Annotated in this window: 23 protein-coding genes; 10 read left to right on the top strand and 13 right to left on the bottom strand. The window is 70.2% G+C overall.

Annotated features, from left to right (window positions below; genetic code table 11):
- Positions 1-3: 3 nt before the first annotated feature.
- Together tnpA and AB0B61_RS12545 are read right to left on the bottom strand one after the other, a co-directional pair.
- On the bottom strand, positions 4-402 hold the full coding sequence (gene tnpA / locus AB0B61_RS12550; RefSeq protein WP_358431320.1) for an IS200/IS605 family transposase: 399 nt from the start codon (positions 400-402) through the stop codon (positions 4-6).
- A gap of 278 nt (positions 403-680) precedes the next feature.
- Positions 681-1,361: a WHG domain-containing protein gene (locus AB0B61_RS12545; RefSeq protein WP_358431319.1), complete on the bottom strand. Its 681-nt coding sequence runs from the start codon at positions 1,359-1,361 to the stop codon at positions 681-683.
- A 61-nt stretch (positions 1,362-1,422) separates the two neighbouring features.
- Between AB0B61_RS12545 and AB0B61_RS12540 the strand changes: the two genes are divergently transcribed.
- The 4 genes from AB0B61_RS12540 (at position 1,423) to AB0B61_RS12525 (ending at position 7,182) form a co-directional block, all read left to right on the top strand.
- Positions 1,423-3,567 carry a transglycosylase domain-containing protein gene (locus tag AB0B61_RS12540; protein ID WP_358431317.1) on the top strand — a complete coding sequence of 715 codons (2,145 nt, stop codon included), beginning with the start codon at positions 1,423-1,425 and terminating at the stop codon, positions 3,565-3,567.
- Positions 3,568-3,707: 140 nt separating this feature from the next.
- The gene (locus AB0B61_RS12535; protein ID WP_358431316.1) at positions 3,708-4,679 is read left to right on the top strand and encodes a LacI family DNA-binding transcriptional regulator; all 972 of its coding nucleotides are present in this window, start codon (positions 3,708-3,710) and stop codon (positions 4,677-4,679) included.
- Positions 4,666-6,066: a protein kinase gene (locus tag AB0B61_RS12530; RefSeq protein ID WP_358431315.1), complete on the top strand. Its 1,401-nt coding sequence runs from the start codon at positions 4,666-4,668 to the stop codon at positions 6,064-6,066. The genes AB0B61_RS12535 and AB0B61_RS12530 overlap by 14 nt, the downstream gene beginning before the upstream one ends.
- Positions 6,067-6,225: 159 nt before the next feature.
- A complete protein-coding gene (locus AB0B61_RS12525; protein ID WP_358431313.1) occupies positions 6,226-7,182 on the top strand; it encodes a Dyp-type peroxidase in 957 nt (318 codons plus the stop codon).
- Between the two features lie 61 nt (positions 7,183-7,243).
- On the opposite strand, the gene AB0B61_RS12520 is transcribed toward AB0B61_RS12525, so the two are convergent.
- From AB0B61_RS12520 to AB0B61_RS12470, 11 genes are all read right to left on the bottom strand, one after another.
- On the bottom strand, positions 7,244-8,545 hold the full coding sequence (locus AB0B61_RS12520) for an amidohydrolase (protein WP_358431311.1): 1,302 nt from the start codon (positions 8,543-8,545) through the stop codon (positions 7,244-7,246).
- Positions 8,546-8,573: 28 nt separating this feature from the next.
- A complete protein-coding gene (locus AB0B61_RS12515) occupies positions 8,574-9,671 on the bottom strand; it encodes a tartrate dehydrogenase (RefSeq protein ID WP_358431310.1) in 1,098 nt (365 codons plus the stop codon).
- Complete coding sequence (locus AB0B61_RS12510; RefSeq protein WP_358431309.1) at positions 9,668-11,197, bottom strand: ABC transporter substrate-binding protein; 1,530 nt, start codon at positions 11,195-11,197, stop codon at positions 9,668-9,670. Before AB0B61_RS12510 ends, AB0B61_RS12515 begins: the two co-directional genes overlap by 4 nt.
- Positions 11,198-11,327: 130 nt before the next feature.
- The gene (locus tag AB0B61_RS12505) at positions 11,328-12,815 is read right to left on the bottom strand and encodes an aldehyde dehydrogenase family protein (protein ID WP_358431308.1); all 1,488 of its coding nucleotides are present in this window, start codon (positions 12,813-12,815) and stop codon (positions 11,328-11,330) included.
- Positions 12,812-13,828 carry an ABC transporter ATP-binding protein gene (locus tag AB0B61_RS12500; protein WP_358431307.1) on the bottom strand — a complete coding sequence of 339 codons (1,017 nt, stop codon included), beginning with the start codon at positions 13,826-13,828 and terminating at the stop codon, positions 12,812-12,814. The genes AB0B61_RS12505 and AB0B61_RS12500 overlap by 4 nt, the downstream gene beginning before the upstream one ends.
- A complete protein-coding gene (locus tag AB0B61_RS12495; RefSeq protein WP_358431306.1) occupies positions 13,825-14,829 on the bottom strand; it encodes an ABC transporter ATP-binding protein in 1,005 nt (334 codons plus the stop codon). The genes AB0B61_RS12500 and AB0B61_RS12495 overlap by 4 nt, the downstream gene beginning before the upstream one ends.
- Positions 14,826-15,641 (bottom strand): GntR family transcriptional regulator, encoded by an 816-nt coding sequence (locus tag AB0B61_RS12490; RefSeq protein WP_358431304.1) that lies wholly within the window; start codon positions 15,639-15,641, stop codon positions 14,826-14,828. Before AB0B61_RS12490 ends, AB0B61_RS12495 begins: the two co-directional genes overlap by 4 nt.
- A 113-nt stretch (positions 15,642-15,754) precedes the next feature.
- Positions 15,755-16,675, bottom strand: a complete 921-nt coding sequence (locus AB0B61_RS12485; protein WP_358431303.1) for an ABC transporter permease — start codon at positions 16,673-16,675, stop codon at positions 15,755-15,757.
- Positions 16,662-17,606: an ABC transporter permease gene (locus AB0B61_RS12480; protein WP_358431301.1), complete on the bottom strand. Its 945-nt coding sequence runs from the start codon at positions 17,604-17,606 to the stop codon at positions 16,662-16,664. Before AB0B61_RS12480 ends, AB0B61_RS12485 begins: the two co-directional genes overlap by 14 nt.
- Positions 17,607-17,644: 38 nt before the next feature.
- On the bottom strand, positions 17,645-18,919 hold the full coding sequence (locus AB0B61_RS12475; RefSeq protein ID WP_358431299.1) for an FAD-binding oxidoreductase: 1,275 nt from the start codon (positions 18,917-18,919) through the stop codon (positions 17,645-17,647).
- Positions 18,920-18,990: 71 nt separating this feature from the next.
- Positions 18,991-19,665 carry a haloacid dehalogenase type II gene (locus AB0B61_RS12470; RefSeq protein ID WP_358431296.1) on the bottom strand — a complete coding sequence of 225 codons (675 nt, stop codon included), beginning with the start codon at positions 19,663-19,665 and terminating at the stop codon, positions 18,991-18,993.
- A gap of 475 nt (positions 19,666-20,140) precedes the next feature.
- Here AB0B61_RS12470 and AB0B61_RS12465 point away from each other — a divergent pair, with 475 nt between their 5' ends.
- From AB0B61_RS12465 to solA, 6 genes are read left to right on the top strand one after another with little or no spacing between them, the layout of a single operon-like run.
- Entirely contained in the window at positions 20,141-21,439 is a 1,299-nt protein-coding gene (locus AB0B61_RS12465) for a cation diffusion facilitator family transporter (protein WP_358431293.1), read from the top strand.
- Positions 21,436-21,987, top strand: coding sequence for a GNAT family N-acetyltransferase (locus tag AB0B61_RS12460; protein WP_358431290.1), 552 nt, complete (start codon positions 21,436-21,438; stop codon positions 21,985-21,987). Before AB0B61_RS12465 ends, AB0B61_RS12460 begins: the two co-directional genes overlap by 4 nt.
- A gap of 54 nt (positions 21,988-22,041) precedes the next feature.
- Positions 22,042-22,455 (top strand): hypothetical protein, encoded by a 414-nt coding sequence (locus AB0B61_RS12455; protein ID WP_358431288.1) that lies wholly within the window; start codon positions 22,042-22,044, stop codon positions 22,453-22,455.
- A 58-nt stretch (positions 22,456-22,513) separates the two neighbouring features.
- Positions 22,514-23,776 carry an aspartate aminotransferase family protein gene (locus AB0B61_RS12450; RefSeq protein WP_358431287.1) on the top strand — a complete coding sequence of 421 codons (1,263 nt, stop codon included), beginning with the start codon at positions 22,514-22,516 and terminating at the stop codon, positions 23,774-23,776.
- Entirely contained in the window at positions 23,718-25,271 is a 1,554-nt protein-coding gene (locus tag AB0B61_RS12445) for an NAD-dependent succinate-semialdehyde dehydrogenase (RefSeq protein WP_358431286.1), read from the top strand. Before AB0B61_RS12450 ends, AB0B61_RS12445 begins: the two co-directional genes overlap by 59 nt.
- Complete coding sequence (gene solA / locus AB0B61_RS12440) at positions 25,268-26,458, top strand: N-methyl-L-tryptophan oxidase (RefSeq protein ID WP_358431285.1); 1,191 nt, start codon at positions 25,268-25,270, stop codon at positions 26,456-26,458. The genes AB0B61_RS12445 and solA overlap by 4 nt, the downstream gene beginning before the upstream one ends.
- The last annotated feature ends 16 nt before the right edge of the window (positions 26,459-26,474 follow it).

Here is a 26,474-nt window from a genome sequence, read left to right as displayed (position 1 = left end):
CGATCACCGGTTCTTCTGGTTCTCGACGTACCGCTTGACGACCTCCGGGGGCGCCGTGCCGACGGTGGCCACGAAGTAGGAGTTGGTCCACAGCGTCGGCAGCTTCGACTTCAGGCTCGGGAACTCCTGGCGCAGGACGCGCGACGAATGGCCCTTGATGGCCTTGACCAGCTTGTGGATCCCGAGCTGGGGATCCACCTCGACCAGCAGCTGCACGTGATCGGGCATGACGTTCACTTCCAACAGCCACGCCCCTTTCTCCTCGACCACCTCGCCGATGAGTTGCTTGAGTCGTTCCTCGATCCCGCCGCCCAGCACCCGCCTGCGGTACTTGGGACACCACACCACGTGGAAGGCGCACTGGAAGGCGATGTCGCTGTTCGTGCGAAAGGTCACGGCCACCTGGATCAATATACAGCAGCGACCTATCTACCGCTCAAAGATTCGACAGAGGGGCTTATCTGGCTTACCCCCATGGCTAAGGCCAGGGGTCCGCGCCCTAGATCACCGATCGAGCCTCCTCCCCCGTATCGAGCCTCGGCTGTCACACGCCGACCTGCGTCCGGCTCACGGGGTGGCGGGCGCTTTCAGAATCTTCGAAATGCTCGACAAAGGCCCCCTGATCACACCAAACTCTCCTGGCAGGGGGCGCGCTACGAGGGGCGTCACCGCCGCTCCCATCAGGTTGGCCGAGGCCCACTCTCCCAAACGGCGGTGGCCCCCGTGGACAGCGCGGCGGCTCCTGTGGACAGCGCGGTGGCTCCTGTGGACAGCGCGGTGGCTCCTGTGGACAGCGCGGTGGCCCCCATGGCCTTGGTCACCAGCGCGTCCACCAGCCAGGCGAAGCTGTCGTCCAGCGAGACGCGCAGCGCGAACACCCCGGCCGACTCCAGCGCGCAGAACCCCTGGACCGCGCTGCGGATCCCGCGGGCGGCGTGCGCCAGGGCGGCTCCGGTCAGCGAGCCGACGGCCAGAACGTCGACGGTGACGGCCGCCGCCTCGTCCGCGGCACTGCGGACTTCCTCGTCGTCGAAGCCGTCCACCGCGAAGTGTGTGGCCGCGTACAGGGCCGGATGCTCGCGCGCGTATGCTCGCTGGGCGTGGGCCAGCGCTCTCAAGGCGTCGGCTCCCGACCGGCCGGTGGCGGCGCGGCGGCAGTGTTGGGCGAGGTCGCGATGCCCCTTGACGGACAGGGCGATCCGAAGGTCGCGCAGCCCGCCGGGCAGGTGGACGTACAGGCTGGGCGCGGCCACCCCCAGATGGCGGGCCAGCGCGCTGATGGACAGGGCGTCGATGCCGTGCTCATCGGCATAGGCGATCGCCCCATCTATCGTCGTCTGCCGCGTTAGTCTCTTACGCATCGTCCGCCCCGCAACCCTAACGGCTATAGGATTAATCCTAATACCAATAGGGGGGACTGACGTGATCACCAGGAGTATCGCGCGTCTTGCCGGAGCGGGAGCGGCTGCGGGTGTGCTGGTGGCCGCTATCGCCCTGCCTGCCGTGGGCGGCGCGGGGGCGCTGTTCAAGACCGCTTCCGCCGAGCTGAATCTCAAGGCGACAGATCTCCCCGAGGAGCCGCCGGCCGAGATGACCGCGATCCTCGACGCCAAGGGCAACCAGATCGCGCAGTTCTACGAGCAGTACCGCAAGGTCATCCCGTTGGCCGACATGGGCGACCTCATGAAGAAGTCGATCATCTCGATCGAGGACTACCGGTTCTACGAGCACGGCCCGATCGACATCGAGGGCACGGTCCGCGCGCTGGCGAAGAACCTGGGCACGGGCCGGGTGGCGCAGGGCGGCTCCAGCATCACCCAGCAGTACGTCAAGCAGGTGCTGCTCAACAACGCCACCACCGAAGAGGACAAGAACAAGGCGCTGGAGGCCACCTACGCGCGCAAGCTCAACGAGCTGCGCTACGCGATGGCCGTCGAGGAGAAGTACACCAAGGACCAGATCCTTGAGAAGTACCTGAACATCGCCTACTTCGGCGCGAGTGCCTACGGGGTGGAGGCCGCGGCCCTGCGGTTCTTCGGCGTACACGCCTCCGAGCTCAGCCTGGCGCAGGCGGCCACTCTGGCGGGCGCCGTGCAGGACCCCAACTCGACCGACCCCAACCTCGGCAAGAAGTTCCGGGATCGCCTGGTGGTCCGCCGCAACACCGTACTCAACCGGATGGCCGAACTCGGCAAGATCACTCCGGAGGAGGCCACGGCGGCCAAGGCCAAGAAGCTCGGCTACAAGGGCACCCCGCTGCCCGGCGGCTGCGAGTCCAGCAAATACCCGTTCTTCTGCGTGTACGTACGCAACGAGATCACCAAGAACCCGCTCTTCGGCAAGACGCAGAAGATCCGCACCGCGCTGCTCAGCCGAGGCGGCCTGAAGGTCAAGACCACGATCGACCCCAAGATGCAGGCGGCGGCCGACAAGGCCATCAAGAAGCACGTCTTCGCCAGCGACAACCCGATCGCCAGCGAGGCCCTGATCCAGCCGGGCACCGGGGCGATCAAGGCGATGGCGGTCAGCAGGAAATACGGCACGTCCAAGCGGAAGCACGAAGTGTCGCTCAACGTGGCGGCCGACGTGGCCCACGGCGGCGGCACCGGCTTCCAGCCCGGCTCGACCTTCAAGACGTTCACGCTGATCACCGCCCTCAAGGAGGGCATGAAGATCAACGATGGCTTCACCGTGGGCAGCGGCTACCGGGCCCCCTACTACTCCTCCTTCAAGAACTGCAAGGGCGAGAACATCGGTGACCCGACACACACCGTTAGCAACGACGAGGGCGGTGGCGGCTTCAAGTCGCTGCAGACCGGCACCTGGGGCTCGGTCAACACCTTCTTCCTGACGCTGGAGCAGCGCGTCGGCCTCTGCGACACCATCAAGACCGCCCAGTCGCTCGGCATCAAGCGGGCCGACGGCGGCAAGCTGCAGGAATACGAGACCTTCACGCTCGGCATCAACGAGATGGACCCGATCACGGTCGCCAACGCCTACGCCGCCATCGGGGCGCGCGGCAAGTACTGCGCGCCGATGGCCATCACGCAAATCACCGACCGCGACGGCAAGGTCACCAAGTACGACCCCAAGTGCCGCCAGGCGCTCGACCCCGAGATCGCGGACGCCACGGCGAACGTCCTGAGCGGGGTGTTCACCAAGGGCACGATGCGGGGCGTCGGCGGCATCGGCCGGGACGCCGCGGGCAAGACCGGCACCACCGACAACCAGGCCACCGCCTGGTTCGCCGGGTTCACGCCCGACCTGGCCGGCGCGGTGAGCATCGGTGACATCCGGGGCGCCCAGGAACACAAGCTCAACAACATCACCATCGGCGGCCGCTACTTCGGCTCGGTGTTCGGCGCGAGCGTGCCGGGGCCGATCTGGAAGGACACCATGCTGGCGGCGCTGAAGGACATCGAGCCCACCTCGTTCCAGCCGATCAACTCGGCCCGCTTCGGCGGCTGCGGCCAGGGCTGCGCTCCCGTACGGACGCCGACCGACGACGAGAAGAACGACACGGGCCCCGACGACGAGCCCATCATCGACGACACCCTCCCCAACTAGCCGATCCATCGTTCCGAGACCCGCGAGCACGCCGTGCTCGCGGGTCTCGTGCTGACAACACTGTCAAATCGCCCTGTTAACAGCGGCGAAACATTGGTAACGTGGGAGCGCTCCCAGGATCTTTTCCGCGAGGTGCTCCCATGTCTGAGCAGCCCACACTGGCACAGGTAGCGGCCGAAGCGGGGGTATCGCCCGCGACCGCGTCCAGGGTCCTCACCGGCTCCGTACGGGTCAGCACCTCGACCCGTCGGCAGGTCTACGACGCGGTGTCCCGTATGGGGTACGTACGTCATCGCGCCCCCAGGGGATCGGGGACCAGAGGACCGGCCGCCGGGGTCACGGCGGTGGTCTGTGATCACCTGCCCCGATTATTCTCCGAGCCCTACTACGCCAGGCTGCTGTCGGCCGCCGGTGCCGTACTGGCCGAGCACGGCACGCAGCTCATGGTGACGACGGTGACCCCGACCGCCTCGGTGCTTCCCGAGTTGGGCGGCGCGGTGCTCCTCATCGGCGCCCGGGAACGCCATCCCCTGGCTATCAAACTCTGCACGTCGGGCGTGCCGGTGCGGAACGTCGGCCGCCCCCCGCACGACCTCAAACTGCCGTACGTGGACGTGGACAACCACGACGGCGGCCGGCAGGCCGCCGAGCACCTGTTGCTGTCGGGCCGCCGGACGATCGCCGCCATCGGCGGCCCGCCGTCCCTGCCAGGGGCGCGGGACCGGCTCGACGGGCTGGTGCGTACGCTGCGCAGCGCCGGAGCGACGGAGGTGCCCGTCGCCTACGGTGACTTCACGGCCGCCTCCGGCACGCACGCCATGCAGTGGCTGCTACGGCACGCCCCCGGGCTCGACGCGGTCTTCGCCGCCTCCGACCTGATGGCCGCCGGGGCGGTCCAGGCCCTGCGCCGCGCCGGTCGCCGGGTCCCCGCGGACGTCGCGGTGATCGGCTTCGACGACGCGCCCGTCGCCCGGCGTACCGTCCCTGCCCTGACCACGGTCCGGCAGCCGGTCGAGGAGCTCGCGATGGTCGCCACCCGATTATTGCTGGCCGGTACGACCGGCATCGACCCCATCCTCCCCACGGAACTGGTCATCCGTGAGTCGGCTTGACCCGGGTGACGTCCTGGCCCGCAGATACCTGCTGCTGGATCCCCTCGCCCGCGGCGGCATGTCGGTGATCTGGCGGGCCTTCGACCAGTCGCTGCACCGGCTGGTCGCGGTCAAGGTGCTGACCGCCTCGCTCCAGGCCGGGCTCGGCGAGCGGGTCCGCGTACGCAGCGAGGCCCGCGCCGCCGCCCGGTTCCTCCACCCGGACGTGATCGACATCTACGACTACGGCGAGACCGTGACGGAAGACGGCGAGGTGGCGGCGTACGTGGTGATGCCGCTGCTCGACGGCAGCACCCTCGGCGAGCGCATCGCCGAGGGGCCGCTGCCCTGGACCGAGGCCGCGGCGATCGCCCTGCGGCTGGCGCGGGCGCTGCGCGACGGGCACGCCCGCGGCCTGGTCCATCGGGACGTCACCGCCGACAACGTGCTGCTCACCGCGTCCGGCCCGAAGCTGCTCGACTTCGGGATCGCGGCCGCCTCCGGCGACCCCGACGATGACCGGGGCACCCCGCCCTATGTCGCCCCCGAACGGCTGGCGGGCGCCCCCACCCATCCGGCGGTCGATGTGTACGCGCTCGGGGTGCTGCTGTTCGCCATGCTCACCGGCCGTACGCCCTATCCGGAGACCACCTGGGAGCAGATCGAGGCCGCCCACCGCACCGCGCCGCCACCACGGGTGACCGGCGTGCCGCACGGCATCGCCTCACTGTGCCGGAACTGCCTCGCGCACGACCCCGCGCGGCGGCCCACGGCGGCGGAGATCGCTGACTCGCTGGCCACCACACTCAGGAGCGCCGCGCTCGGCCGGCGGATACGGCATGGCCTCGCCGTCGCCGGGACGAGCGTGATGGTGCTGTCCTCGGTGCTGTGGCTCAACCGCCCGATCGACGACCTCCCCGCCTCGCCATCGCCCCCCGCCGGCACCATGGCCACGCCCAGAACATCCGGCGAGGCGCCTGGCACCACCGCCACACTGCGGACGTCCGACATCACGGCCGGGCCGTTCGCGAGCCCCGCCGCCACCGCGTTGCCCTCGGCCACCGCGGACCCGGCCCGCACCACCGGACCGGCCATCACCGAGGGGCCGTCCACCCACACCGTCCAGCGGTCGGCCGGCCAGGCGCGGACGGCCCGGCAGGCGGTGGACGGGTTCCACGGAACGCTGGCCGCCGCCGGGGCGTGCGGAGCCACCGACCACGACGTCACGCTGGACCTCCAGCAGGTCCTGCAGGGCGTGCTCGACACCCCCGGCCCCATCGAGCCCGGCATGGCGGCGCTGAAACGCAAGCTGGCCGACCGCGAACGCGAAGGCCGCCTCACCCCGGCCTGCCGGACGCGGCTCCAGGCCCGTCTCGACGAGATCGCCACCGCGCTGAGCCCCCAGTAAGGGGTACGGCCGGACCGCGATGAGCCGCGGCCGGCGAACTGTCCACACTGGCCGTCGAGCGGATCGGCCGCCGCCACGACGTCGGAAAGCCCTGGCCAGGTCACAGTCGTCGGTGCTACGCAGGGCTACGATGAGTACGAACGCTTGAGGAGGAGCGGCATGGCGGAACCCACGGACGCGCTCCCCCAACAGGTGCTGAGCCCGCTGACCAGAGCGGCGATCTTCATCGTGGCGACGATCGATCAGGGTGGCGGACCGGCGGTCCGAGACCTCCTCTCCGACCTGGACGCGCTGCAGCGGGCCATCGGCTTCCGGGCGCCGGACAGCACGCTCAGCTGCGTCGCCGCCATCGGCTCGCACGCCTGGGACCGGCTGTTCACCGGGCCTCGCCCCGCCGAGCTCCACCCTTTCCGCGAACTGGCCGGAAGCCGGCATCGTGCCGTGTCCACATCCGGTGACCTGCTGTTCCACATCCGGGCACAGCGCCTCGACCTGTGCTTCGCGCTGGCATCGGAGATCATGGACCGGCTCTATGGCGCGGTGACCGTCCGCGACGAGGTCCACGGGTTCAAGTACTTCGACGTACGTGACCTGCTCGGCTTCGTCGACGGAACGGAGAACCCCGTCGGTGCCGACGCGCACAAGGCGGTCCTGATCGGCGACGAGGATCCCGCGTTCGCCGGCGGAAGCTACGTCATCGTGCAGAAGTACCTGCACGACCTGCGAGCGTGGAACGCGCTGACGGTCGAGGCGCAGGAGAAAGTGATAGGCCGCAGAAAGCTGACCGACATCGAACTGGACGACGACAGCAAACCGGCCGACTCGCACGTCTCCCTGACCACGATCGTCGACGCCGACGGTACCGAGCGGCAGATCCTGCGCGACAACATGCCCTTCGGCGCCGTGGGCCGCGGCGAGTTCGGCACGTACTTCATCGGCTACGCCCGCACTCCCACGGTCACCGAGCGGATGCTCGAAAGGATGTTCCTCGGCGCCCCGCCCGCCGGCCACGACCGGATCCTCGACTTCTCGACGGCCGTGACCGGCACGCTCTTCTTCGTCCCGAGCGCCGACTTCCTCCAGGACCTGCCTGATCCGCCGAACAGCGAACCCTGACCGACGCGGACCCCTTCCCCGCGCCTGACATCCCGGGCCGCCGAACGTCAGGCGTCTTCCCTCAAGGATCCTTCTCTTGAAGATCCTCCAGGGATCGGATGAGCGTGGCCAGGAGGTCGGCGGCTGGGGTCAGCACGGCCTCGTCCAGGTCGAAGGTCGGCGAGTGGTGCGGTCCGTATGTTCCGGCACCCATCAGCAGGTATCCGGCCAGTCCGTCGTGTTCCTGGACGTACCGCATGAACAGCGTCGCGTCGTCGCTCGCGCGCAAGGGACGCGGCGGCACAAGACGCAGGCCGCGGCTCGGGGCGAGGGTTTCGACCCTGCCGAGGATCGCGCCGTCGGTGGTCGCGCTGGTCGCCCAGCCGGTTCTGGTGATGTCCACGGTGACACCGTGCATGGCGGCCGCGCCGTGGAGGACGGCGCGGGCACGCTGCTCCAGGTCGTCGTGTTCGGCGGCGGCGTCTGCCCGGACCTCGGCGTCGAGGACGGCATGGGCGTTGACGATGTTCGCCGCACCGGGTGCGTGCAGCGTCCCGACGTTGACGCGGGTGGTCGCCGTCGCGTAGCGGGGCAGAGCGTGCAGGCCCAGAACGGCGGACGCCGCCGCCAGCAAGGCACTGCGGCCCTGTTCGGGCGCTCCGCTGGCGTGGGCGGCGACCCCGGTGAACTCCGCGCGCAGCTTCGAGGTTCCGTACAGCTCGGTCGCGGCCGCTACGCACCCGTCCGGGGTGCCGAAACCGAGGTGGACGGCCAGCAGGACGTCGACGTCGTCGACCAGCCCGGCGGCCACCATGGGAGCGGCGCCGCGGACACCCTCCTCGGCGGGCTGGAACAGCAGCCGTACGGTGCCGGCGAACCGCCTGTCGGACAGCAGGGCCGCCGCCCGCAACGCGATGGCCACGTGCCCGTCGTGTCCGCAGGCGTGCATCGCGCCGTCGATGGTCGAGTCGAAACCCTGGGCCGCCGGGTGGTGGCCGCGGTGGCGGCTCTCCTGGATCGGCAGGGCGTCCATGTCCACCCGCAGGGCGATCAGCGGACCCGGGCGATCGCCCCGCAGTTCCGCGACGAAAGCGGTGTTCCCGTCACGGAAGCGCTGCACGGATGCCTCCGGCACGCCCCGCGCGGTGGCCCGCCGGACGGCGGCGTCGAGCTCGTCGCGGCTCGGCAGACCAGGGTGATCGTGTACGTCTACGAGGTCGCCGCCGCCGCGTAGCTGCCAGCCCAGCTCGGAGAGCAGATCCCAGGCCAGGTCCGCGGTCTCGATCTCGAGGAAGCCGATCTCGGGCCGCCGGTGCAGATGCCGCCGGACGGCGGTCGCGTCCAGTGGATCCGGCCGGGCCTCAGCTCGCGAGCGTGCGCTCACGACCGGACCTCCACTCGCGGGCATGCGCTCACGGCGTTCCCCCGGCGAGGGCGTGGACGACGGCGGTCGTGAACTGCTCGGTGCTCGCCGTGCCGCCGAGATCGGGTGTGGCGGTCCCCGCACGGAGGACGTCCTCAAAGGCGGACACGAGCCTGGCCGCGGCCGCGGCTTCGCCCAGATGGTCCAGCATCATGGCCGCCGCCCAGAGAGTGCCGACCGGATTGGCGATGCCCCTGCCGGCGATGTCGGGTGCCGATCCGTGCACCGGCTCGAACATCGACGGGTACGTCTTGGTGGGGTCGAGGTTGGCGCTGGGCGCGACCCCGATCGACCCGGCCAGGGCGCCGGCGAGGTCGGACAGGATGTCGCCGAACAGATTGGAGGCGACGATGACGTCGATGCCCTCCGGCCGCAGCACGAGGCGCGCGGCCAGGGCGTCGATGAGGACCTTCTCCAGCTCCACCCCGCTGCCGTCGGCCACCTCGGCCACCACCTCGTCCCAGAACGGCATCGTGTGGATGATGCCGTTCGACTTCGTCGCCGAGATCAGCCGGCCCGAGCGTCGCCGGGCCAGGTCGGCGGCGAAGCGCGCGATCCGCTCGACGCCGACCCGGGTGAACACCGCCTCCTGGACGGCGAACTCGCCCGGACGGCCGCGGTTGACCCGGCCGCCGACCTCGCTGTACTCGCCTTCGACGTTCTCGCGTACGACGACCAGGTCGATCGGCGCGTTCGACCGCAGCGGCGTCCGGATTCCGGGCAGCGATCGGACCGGCCGGAGGTTGACGTACTGCACGAACTCCCGGCGGATGGGGATGAGCAGCCCCCACAGGGTGATGTCATCGGGGATGTCCGGCGCTCCTACGGCGCCCAGCAGGATGGCGTCGGCGGAGGCCAGTCGTTCAAGGCCGTCGACGGGCATCATGCGCCCGTGCGCCCGGTGGTGGTCGCAGCCCCACGCGCGGTCGCGCCACTCGATGGTGAACCCGAAGGTTCCGGCCAGGTGGTCGACGCAGCGGACGGCGGCGGGGACGACCTCGGTGCCTATGCCGTCCCCCGGGATGACGTCGACGACGTAACGCCGTGTCGTCCCGGGGCCGGTGTGTTCGGGGGTGGTCGTGGTCACGACAGCTTCGTGTCCTTCGTCAGCAGGGTTCGCTCCATCGGGTCGGTCGGCAGGCCCTGGACGGCGGCCGCCACACCCATGGTCAGGCTCTCGTGGACGAGCGGGATGAACGCCACGTCGCCGGCCAGCTGGGTGGCGATCTGACCGTAGAGGGCGTGGCGCTTGGTCGTGTCCCCGGTGCTCCCGGCCTCCTTGACCAGCCCGTCGACCTTCGGGCTGCAGTATCCGGCGAGGTTGAAACTGCCCTTGCAGGTCTCGTCCGAGCGCAGCATGCTGATGGGCTCGGGCATGTCGATGAGGTGGTTGCGGGACAGCAGGGTCGCCTGGAACTTGCCGCTCATGAGGTCGTCCTCGACCGAGGCGTAGTCCCCGGTGCGGATCTTCACGGTGATGCCGGCCTCGGCCAGCTGCGCCTGGATCACCTGGGCGAGGTCGGCGAACTCGGGCCGGTCGGAGTAGGCGATGAGCTCGAAGCCGAGGGAGCCGGGGTCGATTCCGGCGGCGGCCATGGCCGCCTTGGCCGCCGCGGCGTCTCCCTGCACCGGCTTCAGTTCGGCCGGTGTCCAGGGCTCGTCGGGGGTGAACGGTCCGGCCGCCGGGGTGGCGGTGCCCTCGTAGACCCCCTTGACGATGGCGTCGAGTCCGATGGCCTTCTGGATCGCGCGGCGGGCCTCGACGTTGTCGAAGGGGGCTTTGCGGGTGTTGAGGTAGAGGCCGGTGGTGCGGGGCAGCGCAGTCTGCTGAAGGGTGATCTTGTTGTCGCCCTTCAGAGTCGTGAGGGTAGTGACGGGGAGGTTGGCGGCCACCGAGACCTCACCGGTACGCAGCTGCGTGGCGCGGGTGGCGCCGCTCTCGGCGTAGCGGATTTCGGCGCTGCCGAGGGCGACGTCCCCGCCCCAGTAGTCGGCGTTGGCGGTCAGTGCCAGCGACTGCCCCGTTCCGGTGCTGGTGATCTTGAACGGCCCGGTGCAGGTGCCGACCGGGTTGGTGGTGGTGCCGGAGAACGCCTCGGGGGCGAGGACCCCGGTATTGGGCACGCTGACCCGTAGCGGCAGGAAGTGGTCCTCTTCCGGTGTGTCGATCCGCACGGTCCGGTCGTCGACGGCGGTGACCGCGGAGATGACGCTGGGAGAGAAGCTGCGCGGCGGTGCCGTGGCCTTCAGCAGCCGGTTGAGATCGTCGGCGACGACCTTGGCGGTGAGCGCGGTGCCGTTCTGGAACTTGGTCTCACGGATGGTGAACGTCCAGGACGTGGGCGCCGCCTGCTTCCATTCCGTCGCCAGAGCTGGCTGGGCCTGGTTGTCCTTGTCCACGGCCACCAAGGTCTCCAGGCAGCCGGCGCGGGTGAGGGTGAAGGCGTCGTCGGTCTCCAGGGCGTACCCGGAGTCGGGCGCCCACAGGTCGGCGATCACCAGCTTGGAGGTGCCGCTCGTGGTGGCGTCGGGGCTTCCTGAGTCGAATGAGCAACCGGCGAGCAGGACGAGGCCTGTCGACAAGCCGGCGAGGGCGTTGAGGGTCCGGGCCATGCTGGTGTTCCTCCGGAACGTCGTTGGGGGGGAGAGCAAGGGGAAATGGGCACCACGACATGACCCGCTGAGGGCTGTTCGTCCCGGTCGGGCTGGCAGAGCCGATGGGTTGTTCGTCGGTGAGGAGAAGTCAGCTGATGGAGGTCAGCCGGGCCGCGATGACCTTGGGTGCGGTCATCGCCACGACGGCGCTGGTGACGCCTTCCCGGCCGATGCCGCTGCGGTGGAAACCGCCGAACGGCATGGCGTCGATGCGGAAGTCGGACGTGTCGTTGATCATTACCGCGCCGGCTCGTAGCAGGCGGGCCGTGCGCAGGGCCGCGGTGGTGTCGCGGGTGAAGACCCCGGCCTGCAGACCGGTGGCCGCGCGGTTGGCCTGGTTCACGGCGTCGTCGAGATCGGTCACGGGCAGCACGCTGACCACGGGGCCGAAGATCTCGTCGGTGACGATGGGATCGTCGGGGGTGAGGTCGGTGAGGATGGTCGGCTGGTAGGTGGCTTCAAGACGGACCGCTCCCGCACGTACGACCGCGCCCCGGGCGACGGCCTCCTCGACCCGGCGCTCCACGCGCCGCGCGGCCGCCGTGTCGATCAGCGGCCCGACGTCGGTGCTCTCGTCGTGCTTGCTACCGACGCTCAGGTGAGCGGTCGTCTGGGTCAGGTGGCTGAGCAGTTCGTCGTAGTGCTCGGCGACCACGTAGACCCGCTGCACCGACAGGCAGTTCTGCCCCGCGCACCCGAACGCCCCTTCGGCTATGGCCCGCGCGGCCGCCGCCAGGTCCACGCCGTGGTCGACGATGACCGGGTTGGATCCGCCCAGCTCCATCAGCAGGGTCCGGGCGCCGGCCAGCCGGGCCACCTCATCGGCGGTGCGGACCCCGCCGGTGAAGGAGACGACGTCGATGCCGGGGTGCGAGACCAGCTCCCGCCCGGCGGCCGGGCCGCCCGGCAGCACGGCGATCCGGTCGCCGGGAACACCGGCCTCAAGGAGCAACTCGGCGAGGGCGAGCGCGGACAGCGGCGTCGCCTCGTGCGGCTTGACCGCGATGACGTTGCCGGCCAGCAGCGCCGGGCCGACCTTGTGCGCCACGAGGTTCAGCGGGTCGTTGAACGGGGTGATGGCGGCGACGACCCCGAGCGGTTCCCTGCTGCTCCACCCGAGCCGGTCCGCGCCCCGGGAGGTGTCCTCGAACGGCACGCTGGTGCCCTGCAGAGCGTGTCCCGCACCGGCGGATAGCTGCAAGGTCTCCGCTGCCCGGGCCACCTCCCGGCGGGCATCCCTGATGGTCTTGCATCCCTCCGAGCTCACGATGGCGGTGAACCGCCCGGCGTGCTGCCGCAGCAGTTCGGCGGCGCGGTGCAGGGCCTCCCGGCGTTGCCACAGCGGCCAGCCGGTACGGTCGGCGGTGCCGGCCCGAAAGGTGTCCACCAGCGCGTCGACGGCCTCGCGTACCTCCGCGGCGGTGCTGTCGGCGACCTCGCCGAGGAACTCGCCGGTTTCGGGGTCGGTGATGGCGGTGTGCCGTTCGGTTTCCCGCCAGCGTCCGCCGGCGTACGCCTTGCCGGGCGGGGTCCAGCACGTGGCCGCTGTGGCGGCGCGTCCGGTCATGAGGCTCATACGGGGAGCTCCTCAACGATCAGCCGGCTCCGGGTCTCCGCCGAGCGGTGACAGCGGACCTGGTGGCCGTCTCCGATGTCGACGAGATCGGGTGGCTCGGTGCGGCATTGGTCGGTGGCCAGCGGACAGCGGGTGTTGAAGCGGCAGCCGGGAGGCGGGGAGACGGGGCTGGGTGGTTCGCCCGTCAGCTGATCCGGCGCACCGGCGTCGATGCGGTGTCCACGACCGGAATGCAGCAGCGCCAGGGTGTAGGGGTGCAGGGCGCCGGTGAAGATGCCTTCGTGCGTGGCTGTCTCCACGACCTGCCCGAGATACAGAACCGCCACCCGGTCGGCGAGGAACTTGACCACCTTCAGGTCGTGGGAGATGAACAGCATGCTCAGCCCCCGCGAACGACGCAGATCGACCAGCAGGTTCAGGATGGTCGCCTGCACCGAGGCGTCCAGGGCCGACACGGGCTCGTCGCAGACGAGCAGCTTGGGTTCCAGCAGGAGGGCTCTGGCGATGACCACCCGCTGCAGCTGCCCACCGGAGCAGTCGCCCGGCCGGCGCTCCAGGAAACTGTCGTCCAGGCCCACCTCCGCCAGCGCGGTGGCGACTCGCCGCAGGCGCTCCGGCGCCGTACCGATGCGGTGTTGTTGCAAGGGGGCGAGCAGCGATTCCCGCAGCGTCATGCGCGGGTCCAGCGCGGAGTGCGGGTCCTGGAAGACCAGTTGCGCCGACCGGCGCAGCTGCCGCAGTTGGGCGCCGCGCAGCTTGCCGACCCTCAGCCGATCGACGTCTATCCGTCCGCAGTCGGCTGGTACGAGGCCGAGCAGGAGCCGGGCCAGCGTGCTCTTGCCCGAGCCGGACTCACCGACCAGCCCCAGCACCTCCCCCTCCCGGATGCGCAGGGACACGTCGTCGACGGAGTGCACGTGCGGCCGGCGGCCGAAACCGGTCCGCGACAACGGATAGTGCTTGCTGACATGGTCCATGACGGCGATGTCGGAGTTCTGGGCGAGGTCGTTCATGCCGGAACCTGTCGTCGGGTGTCGATGGTGACCCAGCAGCGTGCGTTGCGATGGGTGCCGCAGCAGGTGAGGTCGGGTTCCTCGCTGTCACAGTGGGAGCCCAGTTCCGCGTCGCCGTCCGCGACGGTGCAGCGTGGACGGAATCGGCAGCCGTTACTGACGGCGCGTGCCGAGGTGGCGTTGCCGGGGATGGCGTGCAGATGGCCGGTGTCGTCGGTCTGCAGAGTCGAGCAGCGCAACAAGGCCTGGGTATAGGGGTGCTCGGCGGCGGTGATGACCTCGTCGGCCGGTCCGTCCTCGACGATACGGCCCGCGTACATGACGGCGATGCGGTCGGCGATGGAGGCGACGGTGGTGACGTCGTGGGAGATGAACAGGACCGACATTCCGGTCTCGGCCTGCAAGGCGGCGATAAGACGGAGAATCTGCGCTTGGACGGTGACGTCCAGGGCGGTGGTGGGTTCGTCGGCGATGAGGACATCCGGGTGGGTGGCCAGCGCCATGGCGATCATGACGCGCTGGGCCATGCCACCGGACATCTGGTGCGGATGGTCACCGGCGCGGCGTTCGGGGTCGGGGATCCCGACCTCGGCGAGCAACTCCACAACCCGGCGGCGGGCGGCCTGCCGGCTCATGCCGAGATGCCGGCGCAGTGGCTCGGCGACCTGGCTGCCGATCGTCGCGGTCGGGTCGAGCATGCGCTTGGGCTGCTGGTAGAGCATGGAGATCCGCTGACCGCGGACGCCGTCCAACGCCCGTGAGGTGGCGGCGAGCAGGTCCAGGTCGCCCAGCCGCAGTGCCTCGGCGTGCATGTGCAATCCGGTCGGCAGCATGCGCAGCATCGAGTGGGCGGCCATGCTCTTGCCCGACCCTGATTCACCGACCAGGGCCAGCACCTCGCCGGGGTCCAGGGTCAGGCTGACGCGGTCGAGGATGGGCGGGGCTTGTCCAGGCCGACCGGCGTGAACGGTCAGGTCACGGACCTCCAGGCGTGCGCTCATGGCTGCTCCCGGGGTTGCGGTGGGGCTTTGTGGTCGTCTCCGTGGCGGTAGCCGTCGGCGTGTTCGTGAAAGATCTGTTCGTGCCCCAACGGATCCTGGTGGTGATGCGGTTGAGGTCGAAGGTGGTGCTTGTGCGGCTTGCCCGATGTCGCCGCCTGAAGTTCGCCGACCTCGGCGAAGTGCCGGTCCAGAAGTGCCAGGGCGGCGAACTTGTCACCGCTGGCGATGACGTGCAGCAGTTGCTCGTGCTCGGCCGGCAGCTCGGAACGATCGCTGTAGCTGTCGACGATCAACCGGAAGCACAGCTGCATCTCGTTGGAGATGAGTCCGTACAGCCGATCCAGCCGGGTGCTGCCGGCACCGCTGACCAGCCGGCGATGAAAAGCGAGGTCCAGGGCGGCCAGTGCGCTCTGGTCCGCGCCGCCGGCGGCGTCCTTCATCCGCGCGACGATCACTTCGAGGTCGGCGACCAGGCCCGCGGAGACCCCTCGGGCGGTGACCCGGCGCAGTGCCTCCCGCTCGATCGCTTGGCGGGCGACGAAGATGTCCTCCAGGTCCTCCCTGGTCAAGGTGGGGACGAAGACCCCGTGACGGGGGTAGCTGACCAGCAGACCTTCCTGCACCAGACGCTGCATCGCCTCGCGCAACGGGCCGCGGGAGACCTCGAAGGAGGCCGCGAGCTCGACTTCGTTCATCTGGGTTCCGGGCGGGAACTCCCCATTGAGGATGCGGTTACGCAGCAGCCCGGTGACCACCTCCGTCAGCGTGCGCTTCGAGGTCTTGGCCGCCGGGGCCGGGGTCTGAGCGCTCATGGGTGTGCTTCTCCGGGTTCGTGTGCCGTTTCCGCCACTCACAGTCCGCAGGCGCAGGAGGGCGTGAGCGTTTCCAGTCTGATCGCCGCGCGGGTTCAGCGGCGCACCGCACGTCATGAGGACCCGCCTGTCCGGGCCCGGCGCATCTCCAGGCCGCGGCCGGTGAGTGTGACGCTGAGGGCGGCCAAGAAGATCGCGGCACCGGGCGCCAGGACCAGCAGCGGCAGGCGGTCGAGGTACGGGGTGGCCTCGGACAGCATCGAACCCCAATCGGAGGATGGCGGCTGGACGCCGAGTCCCAGGAAGGACAGGGCGCCGACGGTGATGAGCTTGTGGCCGAAGCGCAGTGCCGTGTGGGCCAGCAACGGGGGCATGGCGTTGGGAAGCAGGTGGCGGCGGATGATGAACCACCCCGAGCACCCCAGGGCCTGAGCCGCTTCGATGAAGTCACGGCCGTTGAGTTCCAGGGCGACACCACGGGCCAGCCGGCAGAACGGGGTCCACCCGCCGATGGTCAGGGCGAGCAGCAGCGTCAGGTCACCGGTGCCGAGGACCGCGACGAGGAAGAGCGCGACCACCATCTCGGGGAAGGCCAGCAGGATGTCGGTGACGCGCATGACGAGGGTGTCGAGCAGGCCACCCCGCCGGGCGGCGAGGAACCCCACGAGAGTGCCGGTGACGGCGCAGATCACCAGCGTGACCGAGGCGACGGCAAGAGAGAACCGGCCCCCGTCCAGCAGCCTGCTGAGCACGTCGCGGCCCAGGTGGTCGGTGCCCAGCAGGTGGGCCGCCGAGGTGCCTTCCAGACGGGCGGCGAGGTTCTGCTGAGCCGGCGGATAGGGCGACAGCCATGGTGCCAGCAGCAGGAGCAGGGCGATCACACCGAACAGGATGGACCCGGCCAGCAGCGACGGTGGCCAGCTTCCGCGCCTGCGGCGGGCCGGGGCGGTGGTGGTTCCGGCCGGTGACGGCGGATGCTCAGCGCCGGAATTGTCGCGACGGGCGTTGTCGCCGAAGACGTCAAGCACGGACACGGCTCGTCCTCGCAGTCGGGTTGATGACGGTGTAAAGCACATCGGTGAAAGTGGTGATGATCACGGCCAGGCCGACGACCGCCACGACTCCACCCTGGATGAGCGGGACGTCGTTGTTGATGACCGCGTCGTACATCTGCCGCCCCACCCCGGGCACCGCGAAGATCACCTCGACGACGACGGACCCGCCGAGCAGGCCGGCCAGCCAGACCGCGAACAGGGTCAGGACCGGCAGGACGGAATTGCGCAGCCCGTGACGCAGCATGGTCTGGGCGAAGCTCAGCCCGCGACCGCGGGCGGCGGTGATGTAGGGCGCCTCGAGTACCTCGACCATCGACGAGCGGGCGACCTGGGTGAAGTAGCTCATCGGCCGCAGCGCCAGGGTCAGGCAGGGAAGCACCAGCGACGACGGCCCCTGCCAGCCGGAGGAGGGCAGCACACCGAGCTGCAGGGCGAACACCAGCACCAGCACCGGGGCGAGCCAGTACTCCGGGACGGCCACGAATGCCTGCGTGATGCCGGTGATCGCCCCGTCGAGCGTGGTTCCGCGCCGTATCGCGCAGAGGGCTCCCAGCGGAACCGCGACCAGCAGGGCGAGCAGGAGCGCGAGAACGGCGATCGAGGCGGTGACCGACAACGCCCGCATCAGCTGAGGAAGAACCTCCGTGCCGTTGGTGAACGACCGGCCGAGATCACCCTGCAGTGCCGAGCCCAGCCAGGACAGGTACTGCTGGAGCAGCGGCCGGTCCAGCCCGTACTCGAGCCGGAGGCGGGCCAGCGTCGCCGGGTCCTGGACCAGGTCGCCCACCCGGGCCCGCAGGATCCGCGCGGCCGGATCCCCGGAGGTGACGTAGGGGATGAGGAACACCAGGAAAGAGGCGACCAGCAGGGTCGTCACGAGGACGGCGAACCGCCTCAGCACGTACAACACTCGGGATACCTCCGGGTCGTCACACGTTCTCGGATCGATCAGCGCACGGCGTCGAGTGCGCGGTAGAACGCCCCGGCGGCCGGCAGGAACCACGGCGGCCCGAAGTGGCCGGGAACCGGCGGGAACGCCAGACCCTGCCACGGGTTGGCCATGGAGTCGCCGCCGATGACCTCGGCCATGACCTTGCCCATGTGGGTGGCCATCTGGACCCCGTGGCCGCTGTAGCCGACGGAGTAGTGCATTCCGTCGCGTACGCCGGCGTGGACCATCTGATCCATCGTCATGTCGACCAGCCCGCCCCAGCAGTAGTCCAGCCGGACGTCCCGCAACCGCGGGAACACCTCCGCGACGGCCTTGCGCAGGATCTCGCCGCTTTTGAGGTCCGACTGGGCGTCCGACAGGGCGAACCGGGCCCGCCCGCCGAACAGCAACCGGTTGTCCGGTGTGGGACGGAAGTAGTACAGCAGGTTCTTGGTGTCCGACGCCATCCGCCGGTGCGGCATGAGCTCGGCGACGAGGTCGTCCGGCAGGGGCTCGGTGACGACGATGAAACTGCCCACCGGCACGATGCGGCGGCGCAGCCACGGGGTCAGTTTCCCCGTGTAGCCGCTGGTGGCGATGAGCACGTCGGAGGCGGTCAGGGCGCCACGCGTGGTCTGCACCTGGTGCCCCCGGCCGCCGCGGCGGACGCCGGTTACCGCGGCGTTCTCCGCTATCAGGGCCCCGTGACCGACCGCGGCACGGGCCAGCCCCATGACCAGCTTCCCGACGTGGGCGCCCGCCCCGTTCGGGTCGACCTGCGCACCGTAGTAGCGGTCGCTGCCGAGCTCGTCCCGCATGCGGCCGCGGGGGACCAACTGAACCGTGCGGCCGACGAGTTTCTCGATCACCTGCGCCGAACGCTCCAGAGCGGCGTAGTGCGCCGGTTTGGCGGCCAGGGTGAGCTTGCCGGAGCGCTCGAAGTGGCAGTCGATCTGCTCCTCGGCGACGATCTTCTCGACGGTGTCGATCGCGTTGTCGTAGGCGGTGAACATCATCGCCGCACGTTCAGGGCCGTACCGCTTGACCGCGGCGGGGAGGGAGATGGCCAGGCCGGTCGTGGCCATGCCGCCGTTGCGGCCGGAGGCCCCCCAGCCCACGGTGTGGGACTCCAGCACGGCGACACTGGCGCCGCGGCGAGCGAGATGCAGCGCGGCGGACAGCCCGGTCAACCCGGCGCCGATGACCGCGACATCGACGTTCTCAGGGAGCTCGGTGCGGCGGAAGTCGCCGGCCGGTTCGGCGGTGTCGAGCCAATAGCTGGTCAGCTTCACGCCATCCTCCTCTTCACGGCATCCTCCTCTTCACGGCATCCACCTCTTCATCGGCATCCACCTCGCGGCCTTCACAGACCCAGCAGGGCAGGGACGCCGGACAGGTCGGCGGTTTCGGCGTACTGGTAGAAGGGCGTCGAGGGGTCGTAGCCGCGGTTGACGTAGATCTTGTGCGGGATCCGCAGCTCGTGGGCGGGGATCAGGTCGTACCAGATGTGCGAGGAGACGTGGACGATCTCGTCGCGTTCGCAGCCCAGCTGGTCGAGCATGTACTCGAAGGCCTGGTAGCGCGGCTTGTACGCCCTGGCCTGCTCGGCGGTGAACACCTTGTGGAAGGGGGCGCCGAGTTGGTCGACGTTGTGCCGCAACGGCTCGTCGACGGCGTTGGAGAGGATCACCAGAGGGTAGGTGTCGGCGAGCTTGGCCAGGCTCGCGGGAACGTCCGCGTGGGGGCCCCAGGTCGGTACGCAGGCCACGATGGCCTCGCCGTCGGAGGGGCGGTAGCCGATGCCCCAGCGTTCGCAGGTGCGCTTGAAGGAGTCCTTGAGCACGTCGGGGTAGAGCTTGAACGCGCCGAGCACCTCGTCCATCCGGTACGCGCGGTAGTCCTTGAGGAAGACCGGCATGTCCTCCTCGGAGATCCGGTCGGCGACCAGCGGCTTGACGGTGAGGTTGAGGTCGAAGCTGGTCAGCGTCCCGTAGCAATCGAAAGTGATGTATTTGGGGCGCACACTGGTCAGGTCCACGAGCAGTTCCTCCGGTGGTGGTATGTCCGGTGGGGGCAGGAGCGTCGGTGGTCGGTCCGGTGAGGGCCGGAGCCCGTCGGTGCGACTGGGCAGGCGGCGAAGCGGTGAGATATCACGCCCGGTGCGAGCCGTCCGAGGCGGGCAGCCAGCGTGGTGTCTGGAACGCTAAGGACCCGATTCTCTGTTGTCAACAATTTCGAGTTGCCTGCTTGTAACGAGTACGTTTCCCGGCCTTTCTTTGATCTTCATAAGCCGGTTGAACGACTATTTCCAGGTCGTAGCGCTGACTTTCGCTGCTGGAGTTTTCCTTCAGGCCACCGGAAGATTGTTGACAACAGTTGACCGCCGCTGGCGGTTGTGCACAAGATGTGGTGACGCGGCAGGCGCCACTCGGCAGTCGGCCGACTCCCTTCCGGCCCCGCGACTCTCTTCCGGCCCCCGCGACTCCCTCTCCGCCGGCACGAACGGACTCCCGATGCGAGCTTCCACAACCCCAGACGATCACGGACACGGCCATGGTCACGGTCACGGCCACCCCCACGACGACGCGCCCGCCACCGTGAACGACCACGGGCACGACCACTCCGATCACGCCCACGATGACCACGCGACCGGTCACCACGCGACCGGTCACCACGCGGCCGAGGCGTCGGCCACCACCGGTCACGGGCACGGGCACGGGCACGGCCATGGGCACGGCCATGGGCACGGCCACGACGAGGGCCACGACCACGGGAACGGCCTGTGGGCGCGGATCAAGCACACGGTGGTCCCCCACGCCCACGACGCCAACGAAGCGATCCAGACCGCCGAGGAGTCGGCCAACCACGGGATCCGCACGGCCTGGATCGGGCTGGCCGGGATGATGGCCACCGCGATCGGGCAGATGGTCATCGTCGCGATGTCCGGGTCGATCGCCCTGCTGGCCGACACCATCCACAACCTGGGACACGCGGCGACCACGATCCCGCTGATCATCGCCTTCCGGCTGGGCCGGCGCGCGGCGACGAAGAAGTACTCCTACGGTTACCGGCGCGCCGAGGACCTGGTCGGGTTGTTCATCTCCCTGGTCATCGTCGCCTCGATCGGGCTGATCATCTGGGAGTCGGTCGACGCGCTGCTCAACCCGCACCCGCCGACCAACCTGTGGTGGGTCTTCGCCGCCGGGATCGTCGGCTTCCTCGGAAACGAGGTGGTGGCCGTATACCGCATCCGGGCCGGCCGTCGCATCGGATCCGCGGCGCTGATCGCCGAGGGCCAGCACGCCCGCGCCGATGGCTACACCTCGATCGCCGTCGTCGCCGGCGTGATCGGCGTGTGGCTCGGGTTCGACCGCGCCGACGCCATCGTCGGCCTGCTCATCGCCCTGGCGATCACCGGCATCCTGATCAACTCCCTGGTCATCATCGTCCGCCGCCTCATGGACGGTGTGGAGCCGGCGACGATCGACCGGATGCGCACCACCATCGCCGGCGTCACCGGTGTCGAGACCGTCGGCGGCGTGCGCGCCCGCTGGTCCGGTCACCGCATGGAGGGAGACGCCGAGATCGGCGTCGACGCCCGGCTGAGCGTCATCGAGGCCCACCGCGTGGCCGAGGACGTGCAGCACTCCCTGATGCACGCGGTCGGCAACCTCGACCGGGTCACCGTCCACGTCCACCCCACCTTCGACGGCGTGGTGCCCGATGACCTCCACGAGCTGTCCGAACACCACGCCTCGAAGGAAGCCCGGGAGGCGTACCGGGCCAAGCTCGCCGCACAGGGCGCGCGATGACATCCGTGAACGGCTCGACGGGATGGTCGATCCACCCGCTGAGTGAGCGCACCCTGCTCGGCGCGCAGTCGGTGATGCGGCGCAGCATCGCCGAGGACTTCGGCGACGCCTACGACCCGCGGATCCACGCCGACGTGGACGACCCGCTGACCCACTACACCCCGGGCGCCGGCCCCTTCCTTCTGGTGGTGACCGACGACAGCACGGATGAGGTCCTGGCCACGGGCGGGATCCGCAGCGGACGGCTGAAGCCGGGTCTCACCCCGCAACACGTCGTCGACCGGTACGAGGACGGCCGGCACGGCCAGCTCGTACGCGTCTACGTCCGCAAGGAAGCCCGCCGCCGCGGCATCGCCAGAGCCCTGGTCCACGCGGTTCTCGACCGTGCGGACCGGGAGGGGCACTACGAGGCCATCGCTCTGCACACCTACCAGCACTCCCCGGGCGCCGTCGCCTTCTGGGAGTCCTTCGGCGCCCTGCTCATCCATGACGACTCGAACGGAGCCACCGGCGCGGTCTTCTACGACCTGCCGCGCTCCTCGCGGTGATTGCCGCGCAGTCCCCACGCCATCCCCACCGCACTGGCGAGACAGGAGAACACCATGTCCAAGCGTCGTGACGTCTTCATCTTCGTTGCCGAGCCCACCAAGGTCGATCAGGCCCGCACCAGCCTCATCGACTGGCTGCGCGGCCTGGAGGGCCACCCCGGATACCTCGGGGGCTCGGTCCTGCGCGAGTGCGCGGGAGAGCTCATCTCGAACACGCTGGTGATGACGCTGGAGTTCGAGAGCACCGAGGCCGCCCGGGCCCTGTGGCCGAAGATCGAGAACACGATCAACCCGCTCTACCCCGATGACAAGTCCGACAAGTCGATGGACCAGGGTGCCGCGTTCTTCACCGGCGGGGACGACGCCGTGGCGCCGGAAGACCTGAAGTTCACTCGCGGCAACGGCTTGGTGGCCCGGATGCTGCACATCCACGCCGAGGTCGTCGAGGACGTCGTGGCCGCCGCCTGACCCACGCCCTTCCCGCCACCACCGGCAGCACCCTCCCCGACGTGATGAGGAGCCTTTCTTGACCAGCACCAGCCTGTGGCATCCGCAGACCGCGATGTCCACCATCGAGGAAACCCGCACGGTCATCGCGTCGGGGCAGGGCGCCTGGGTACGTACCGAGGACGGCCAGGACCTGCTCGACCTGCCGGCCGGCCTGTGGCACGCCAACATCGGACACGGCCGGGCCCGCATCGCCGACGCCGTGCGTCAGCAGCTGACCGACCTGGAGACCTACCACCTGTTCCAGGGCATGGCCAACCGCCCCGCCATCCGGCTCGCCGAGCGCCTCGCCGCGCTGAGTCCCATCCCCGACGCGAAGGTCTTCCTCACCAGCGGCGGCTCCGACTCCGTCGACACCGCCTGCAAGCTCGCGCGCCGGCACTGGCAGGTGGCCGGGCGGCCCGGCAAGCGCGTCATCGTCTCCCGCGAGCACGCTTACCACGGCCTGCACGGGTTCGGGACGAGCATCACGGGCATCCAGAGCAACCGCGACGGGTACGGCACCGACTCGCTGATCCCCGAGACCGCCCGCGTGCCATGGGACGACCTGGCCGCCACCGAGGCGGAGCTCCTCCGGCTCGGACCCGACAACATCGCCGCCCTCATCGCCGAACCGATCATCGGCACCGGCGGAGTGCTGCTGCCCGCGCCCGGCTACCTCACCGGGCTGGCCGAGATATGCCGCCGCCTGGACATCCTGCTCATCGCCGACGAGGTCATCACCGGCTTCGGCCGGGTCGGGCAGTGGTTCGCCTGTCAGCGCTTCGGCATCGAGCCGGACCTCCTCACCATGGCCAAGGGCATCACCTCCGGCTACCTGCCGCTGGGCGGCGTGCTGGTGGCCCGGCGCGTCTGGGAGCCCTTCTTCGCCGAAACCTCCGACGCCCCGACCTTCCGCCACGGCCTGACGTACTCGGGCCACGCCGCGGCCTGCGTCGCCGCCGAGGTGAACCTGAGCATCCTTGAGGAGGAAGGCCTGCTGGAGCGCGTCCTGGACCTCGAACCCGTCCTGGCCCAGGCCCTCGCCCCGCTGCGCGACCACGGAGCCGTCGTCGACGTCCGGGCCGGGGTCGGTCTGCTCGCGGCCGTCCAGCTCGCCCCCGACATCGACGCCCGCCCCGTGCTGCGCGCCGCGCGGGAGCAGAGCGTCCTGACCCGGCTGCTGGCCGACAACTCCCTGCACGTCAGTCCCCCGTTCGTCATCACCGCCGAGGAGATCTCCCGTGCCGCTGACGTCCTCAAGTCCGCTCTCGACCGTGCCCGTGCCCTCGAATCCGCCTGAGTCCACGCCGGCGTCGGCGGACCTCGCCCGGCACCGCGAACTCACGGAGACCGCGGCCGCGTCGCTGCCCAGCGGCTTCCTGAGCGCCGAGTGGACGGCGCCGCGCTCCGGGCGGACCTTCGCCGTCGCCGATCCCGCGCTCGGCCGGACTGTCGCCGTCGTCGCCGACTGCGAACCGGCTGACGCCCTGCTCGCGCTCACCTCCGCGAGCGAGGCGTTCCCCGCCTGGGCGGCCACCCCGACCCGGCGGCGGGCCGACATTCTGCACCGGCTCTACCAGGCGATGCTCGCCGATGAGGACCGCCTGGCGGCCCTCATCACCCTGGAGGTCGGCAAGACCCTCGCCGAGGCCCGCGGCGAGGTCCGCTACGCCGCCGAGTACATCCGCTGGTACGCCGAGGAGGCGGTCCGCAGCTCCGGCCGGAGCACCCCGGCCCCCGACGGCGGCTGGCACATCGTCACCGTCCCGCGCCCGGTCGGCCCCTGCCTGCTCATCACCCCGTGGAACGTGCCGCTGGCGATGGCCACCCGCAAGGTCGCGCCCGCCCTGGCCGCCGGCTGCACGGTCGTGCTGAAACCGGCGGAGCTCACCCCGCTGACCTCGCTCGCCTTCGCGCAGCTCGCCCAGGACGCGGGAGTCCCGGCAGGAGTCCTCACCGTCGTCACCACCACGGATCCGGGGGCGGTCTGCGGCGCCCTCATCGCCGACCCACGGCTGCGGAAGGTGTCCTTCACCGGGTCCACCCCCGTCGGGAAGCTGCTGCTGCGGCAGGCCGGCGCGCACGTGCTGCGTACATCGATGGAACTCGGCGGCAACGCCCCGTTCCTGGTCTTCGACGACGCCGACCTCGACCTCGCGGTCCGTGAGGCGGTCATCGCCAAGATGCGCCTTGGGGGTCAGTCGTGCGTGGCGGCCAACCGGTTCCTCGTCCAGGAACCGGTGGCCGACGAGTTCGCGGCCCGTCTCACCGAGGCCCTCACCGCGATCAGGGTCGGGCTGGGCACCTCGGACGTCGACCTCGGTCCGCTCATCGATGACCGTGCGGTGGCCAAGGCCGACCGGCTGGTCGAGGACGCCGTCTCGAAGGGGGCGACTGTTCTGGGGCGTTCCGGCGCACCCGGCGGACCCGGCAGCTGGTTCGCCCCGGTGGTGCTCGACCATCTCAGCGCCGACGCTCTCCTGCAACAGGAGGAGGTCTTCGCCCCGGTCGCGGGCATCCGCCGGTTCCGGACGGAGGACGAGGGGGTGGCGCTGGCCAACGACACTCCGTTCGGGCTCGCGGCATACCTGGTGGCCCGTGACAGCGACCGGATCGCGCGAGTCGCGGGCCGGTTGGACAGCGGCATGGTCGGCATCAACCGGGGGCTGCTGTCCCACGTGGCCGCGCCGTTCGGCGGGATCAAGGAGTCCGGGCTCGGCCGGGAGGGCGGCGCCGAAGGGCTCACCGAGTACCAGAACCTCAAGTACCTCGCCGCTCCGGCGCTGGCCTCATGAGGACGGTCGGAACCGCTCGAAGGAGGGCGGCGGTCATCGGGGCCGGAGCGGTGGGCAGCATGGCCGCCTGGCAGCTGGCCGAGCGCGGCCTGGACGTGCATGCCTTCGATCGCTGGGGCGTCCCGCACCACCGCGGGGCCTCCGGCGGGCAGAGCCGCCGGTTCGCGGTCATCAGCATGGGAGACCCGGACCTGCCGCCGCTGGTGCTCCGGGCCGAGCGGCTGTGGCGCCGGCTGGAGGAAGCGACCGGACGACGGCTGCTCGAGCAGACCGGAGGACTGATCCTCGGTCCCGCGGACCGCACCTCCGTCCGGCGGGCCGTGGCCAGCTGCGAGAAGTGGGGGCTGGCGCACCGCGTTTTCGACGCAGAGGATCTGCGGCAGCGCTTCCCCCAGCACGCCGTCGACGACGAGGACATCGCCGTCCACGACTCCGCGACCGGCTTTCTCCGTCCTGAGCCGGCGATCCTCGCCGCGATCGAACAGGCCACGACGCTCGGGGCGACGGTGCACCATGACACCGAGATCCTCGACATCGACGTACGGCCCGACACGGTCGAGCTGACCTACCGGGGTACGGGAGGAAGCGCTCGCAGCGAGACGTTCGACGTGGTGGTCCTGGCCCCCGGCGCCTGGGCGGCCACGCTGCTGCCGGATGGGCTGCGGGAGGCGATCGGGGTGCCCGGGCTGACCGCCCGCCGGCTGGCGCAGACCTGGTTCGTACCGGACGACCCGTCGCTGTACAGCGCGGAACGCTTTCCGGTCTTCGAACGGGCCGGCCTGCCGGACGGCGCCTCCGTCTACGGCTTCCCCAGCCTGGACGGCGCCACGGTCAAGATCGGCGTGAAGACCCGCCCACACCCGGAGGTGGCCGACCCGGCGCGACCGGATCCCCACCTCTCCGCCGAGCACATGGTGGAGGTCCGCGAGGTCGTCGAGCGCTGGCTGCCCCGGCTCAACCCGCGTCCTGTGCAGACCTCGGTGCACGTGGAGTCGTACACGGGGGACGGCCGGCCCGTCGTCGGGCTGCTCCCGGGCGCCGCGCACGTCGCGGTCGCCGTCGGATTCTCCGGCGGCGGATTCAAGTACGCGCCGGCGGTCGGCGAGGCTCTGGGCGATCTCCTCGCCGAGGGTGCCACCGAGGCCCATATCCGGCAATTCGCGCCTGGCCGCTCCGCGACGGTGTGAGCGGATCGCCGCCGCT

The organism is Nonomuraea sp. NPDC049158 (assembly GCF_040648335.1).
GTDB lineage: Bacteria > Actinomycetota > Actinomycetes > Streptosporangiales > Streptosporangiaceae > Nonomuraea.
Note: the sequence above shows the minus strand (reverse complement) of the source record. Positions and strands in the feature narration are given on the sequence as shown.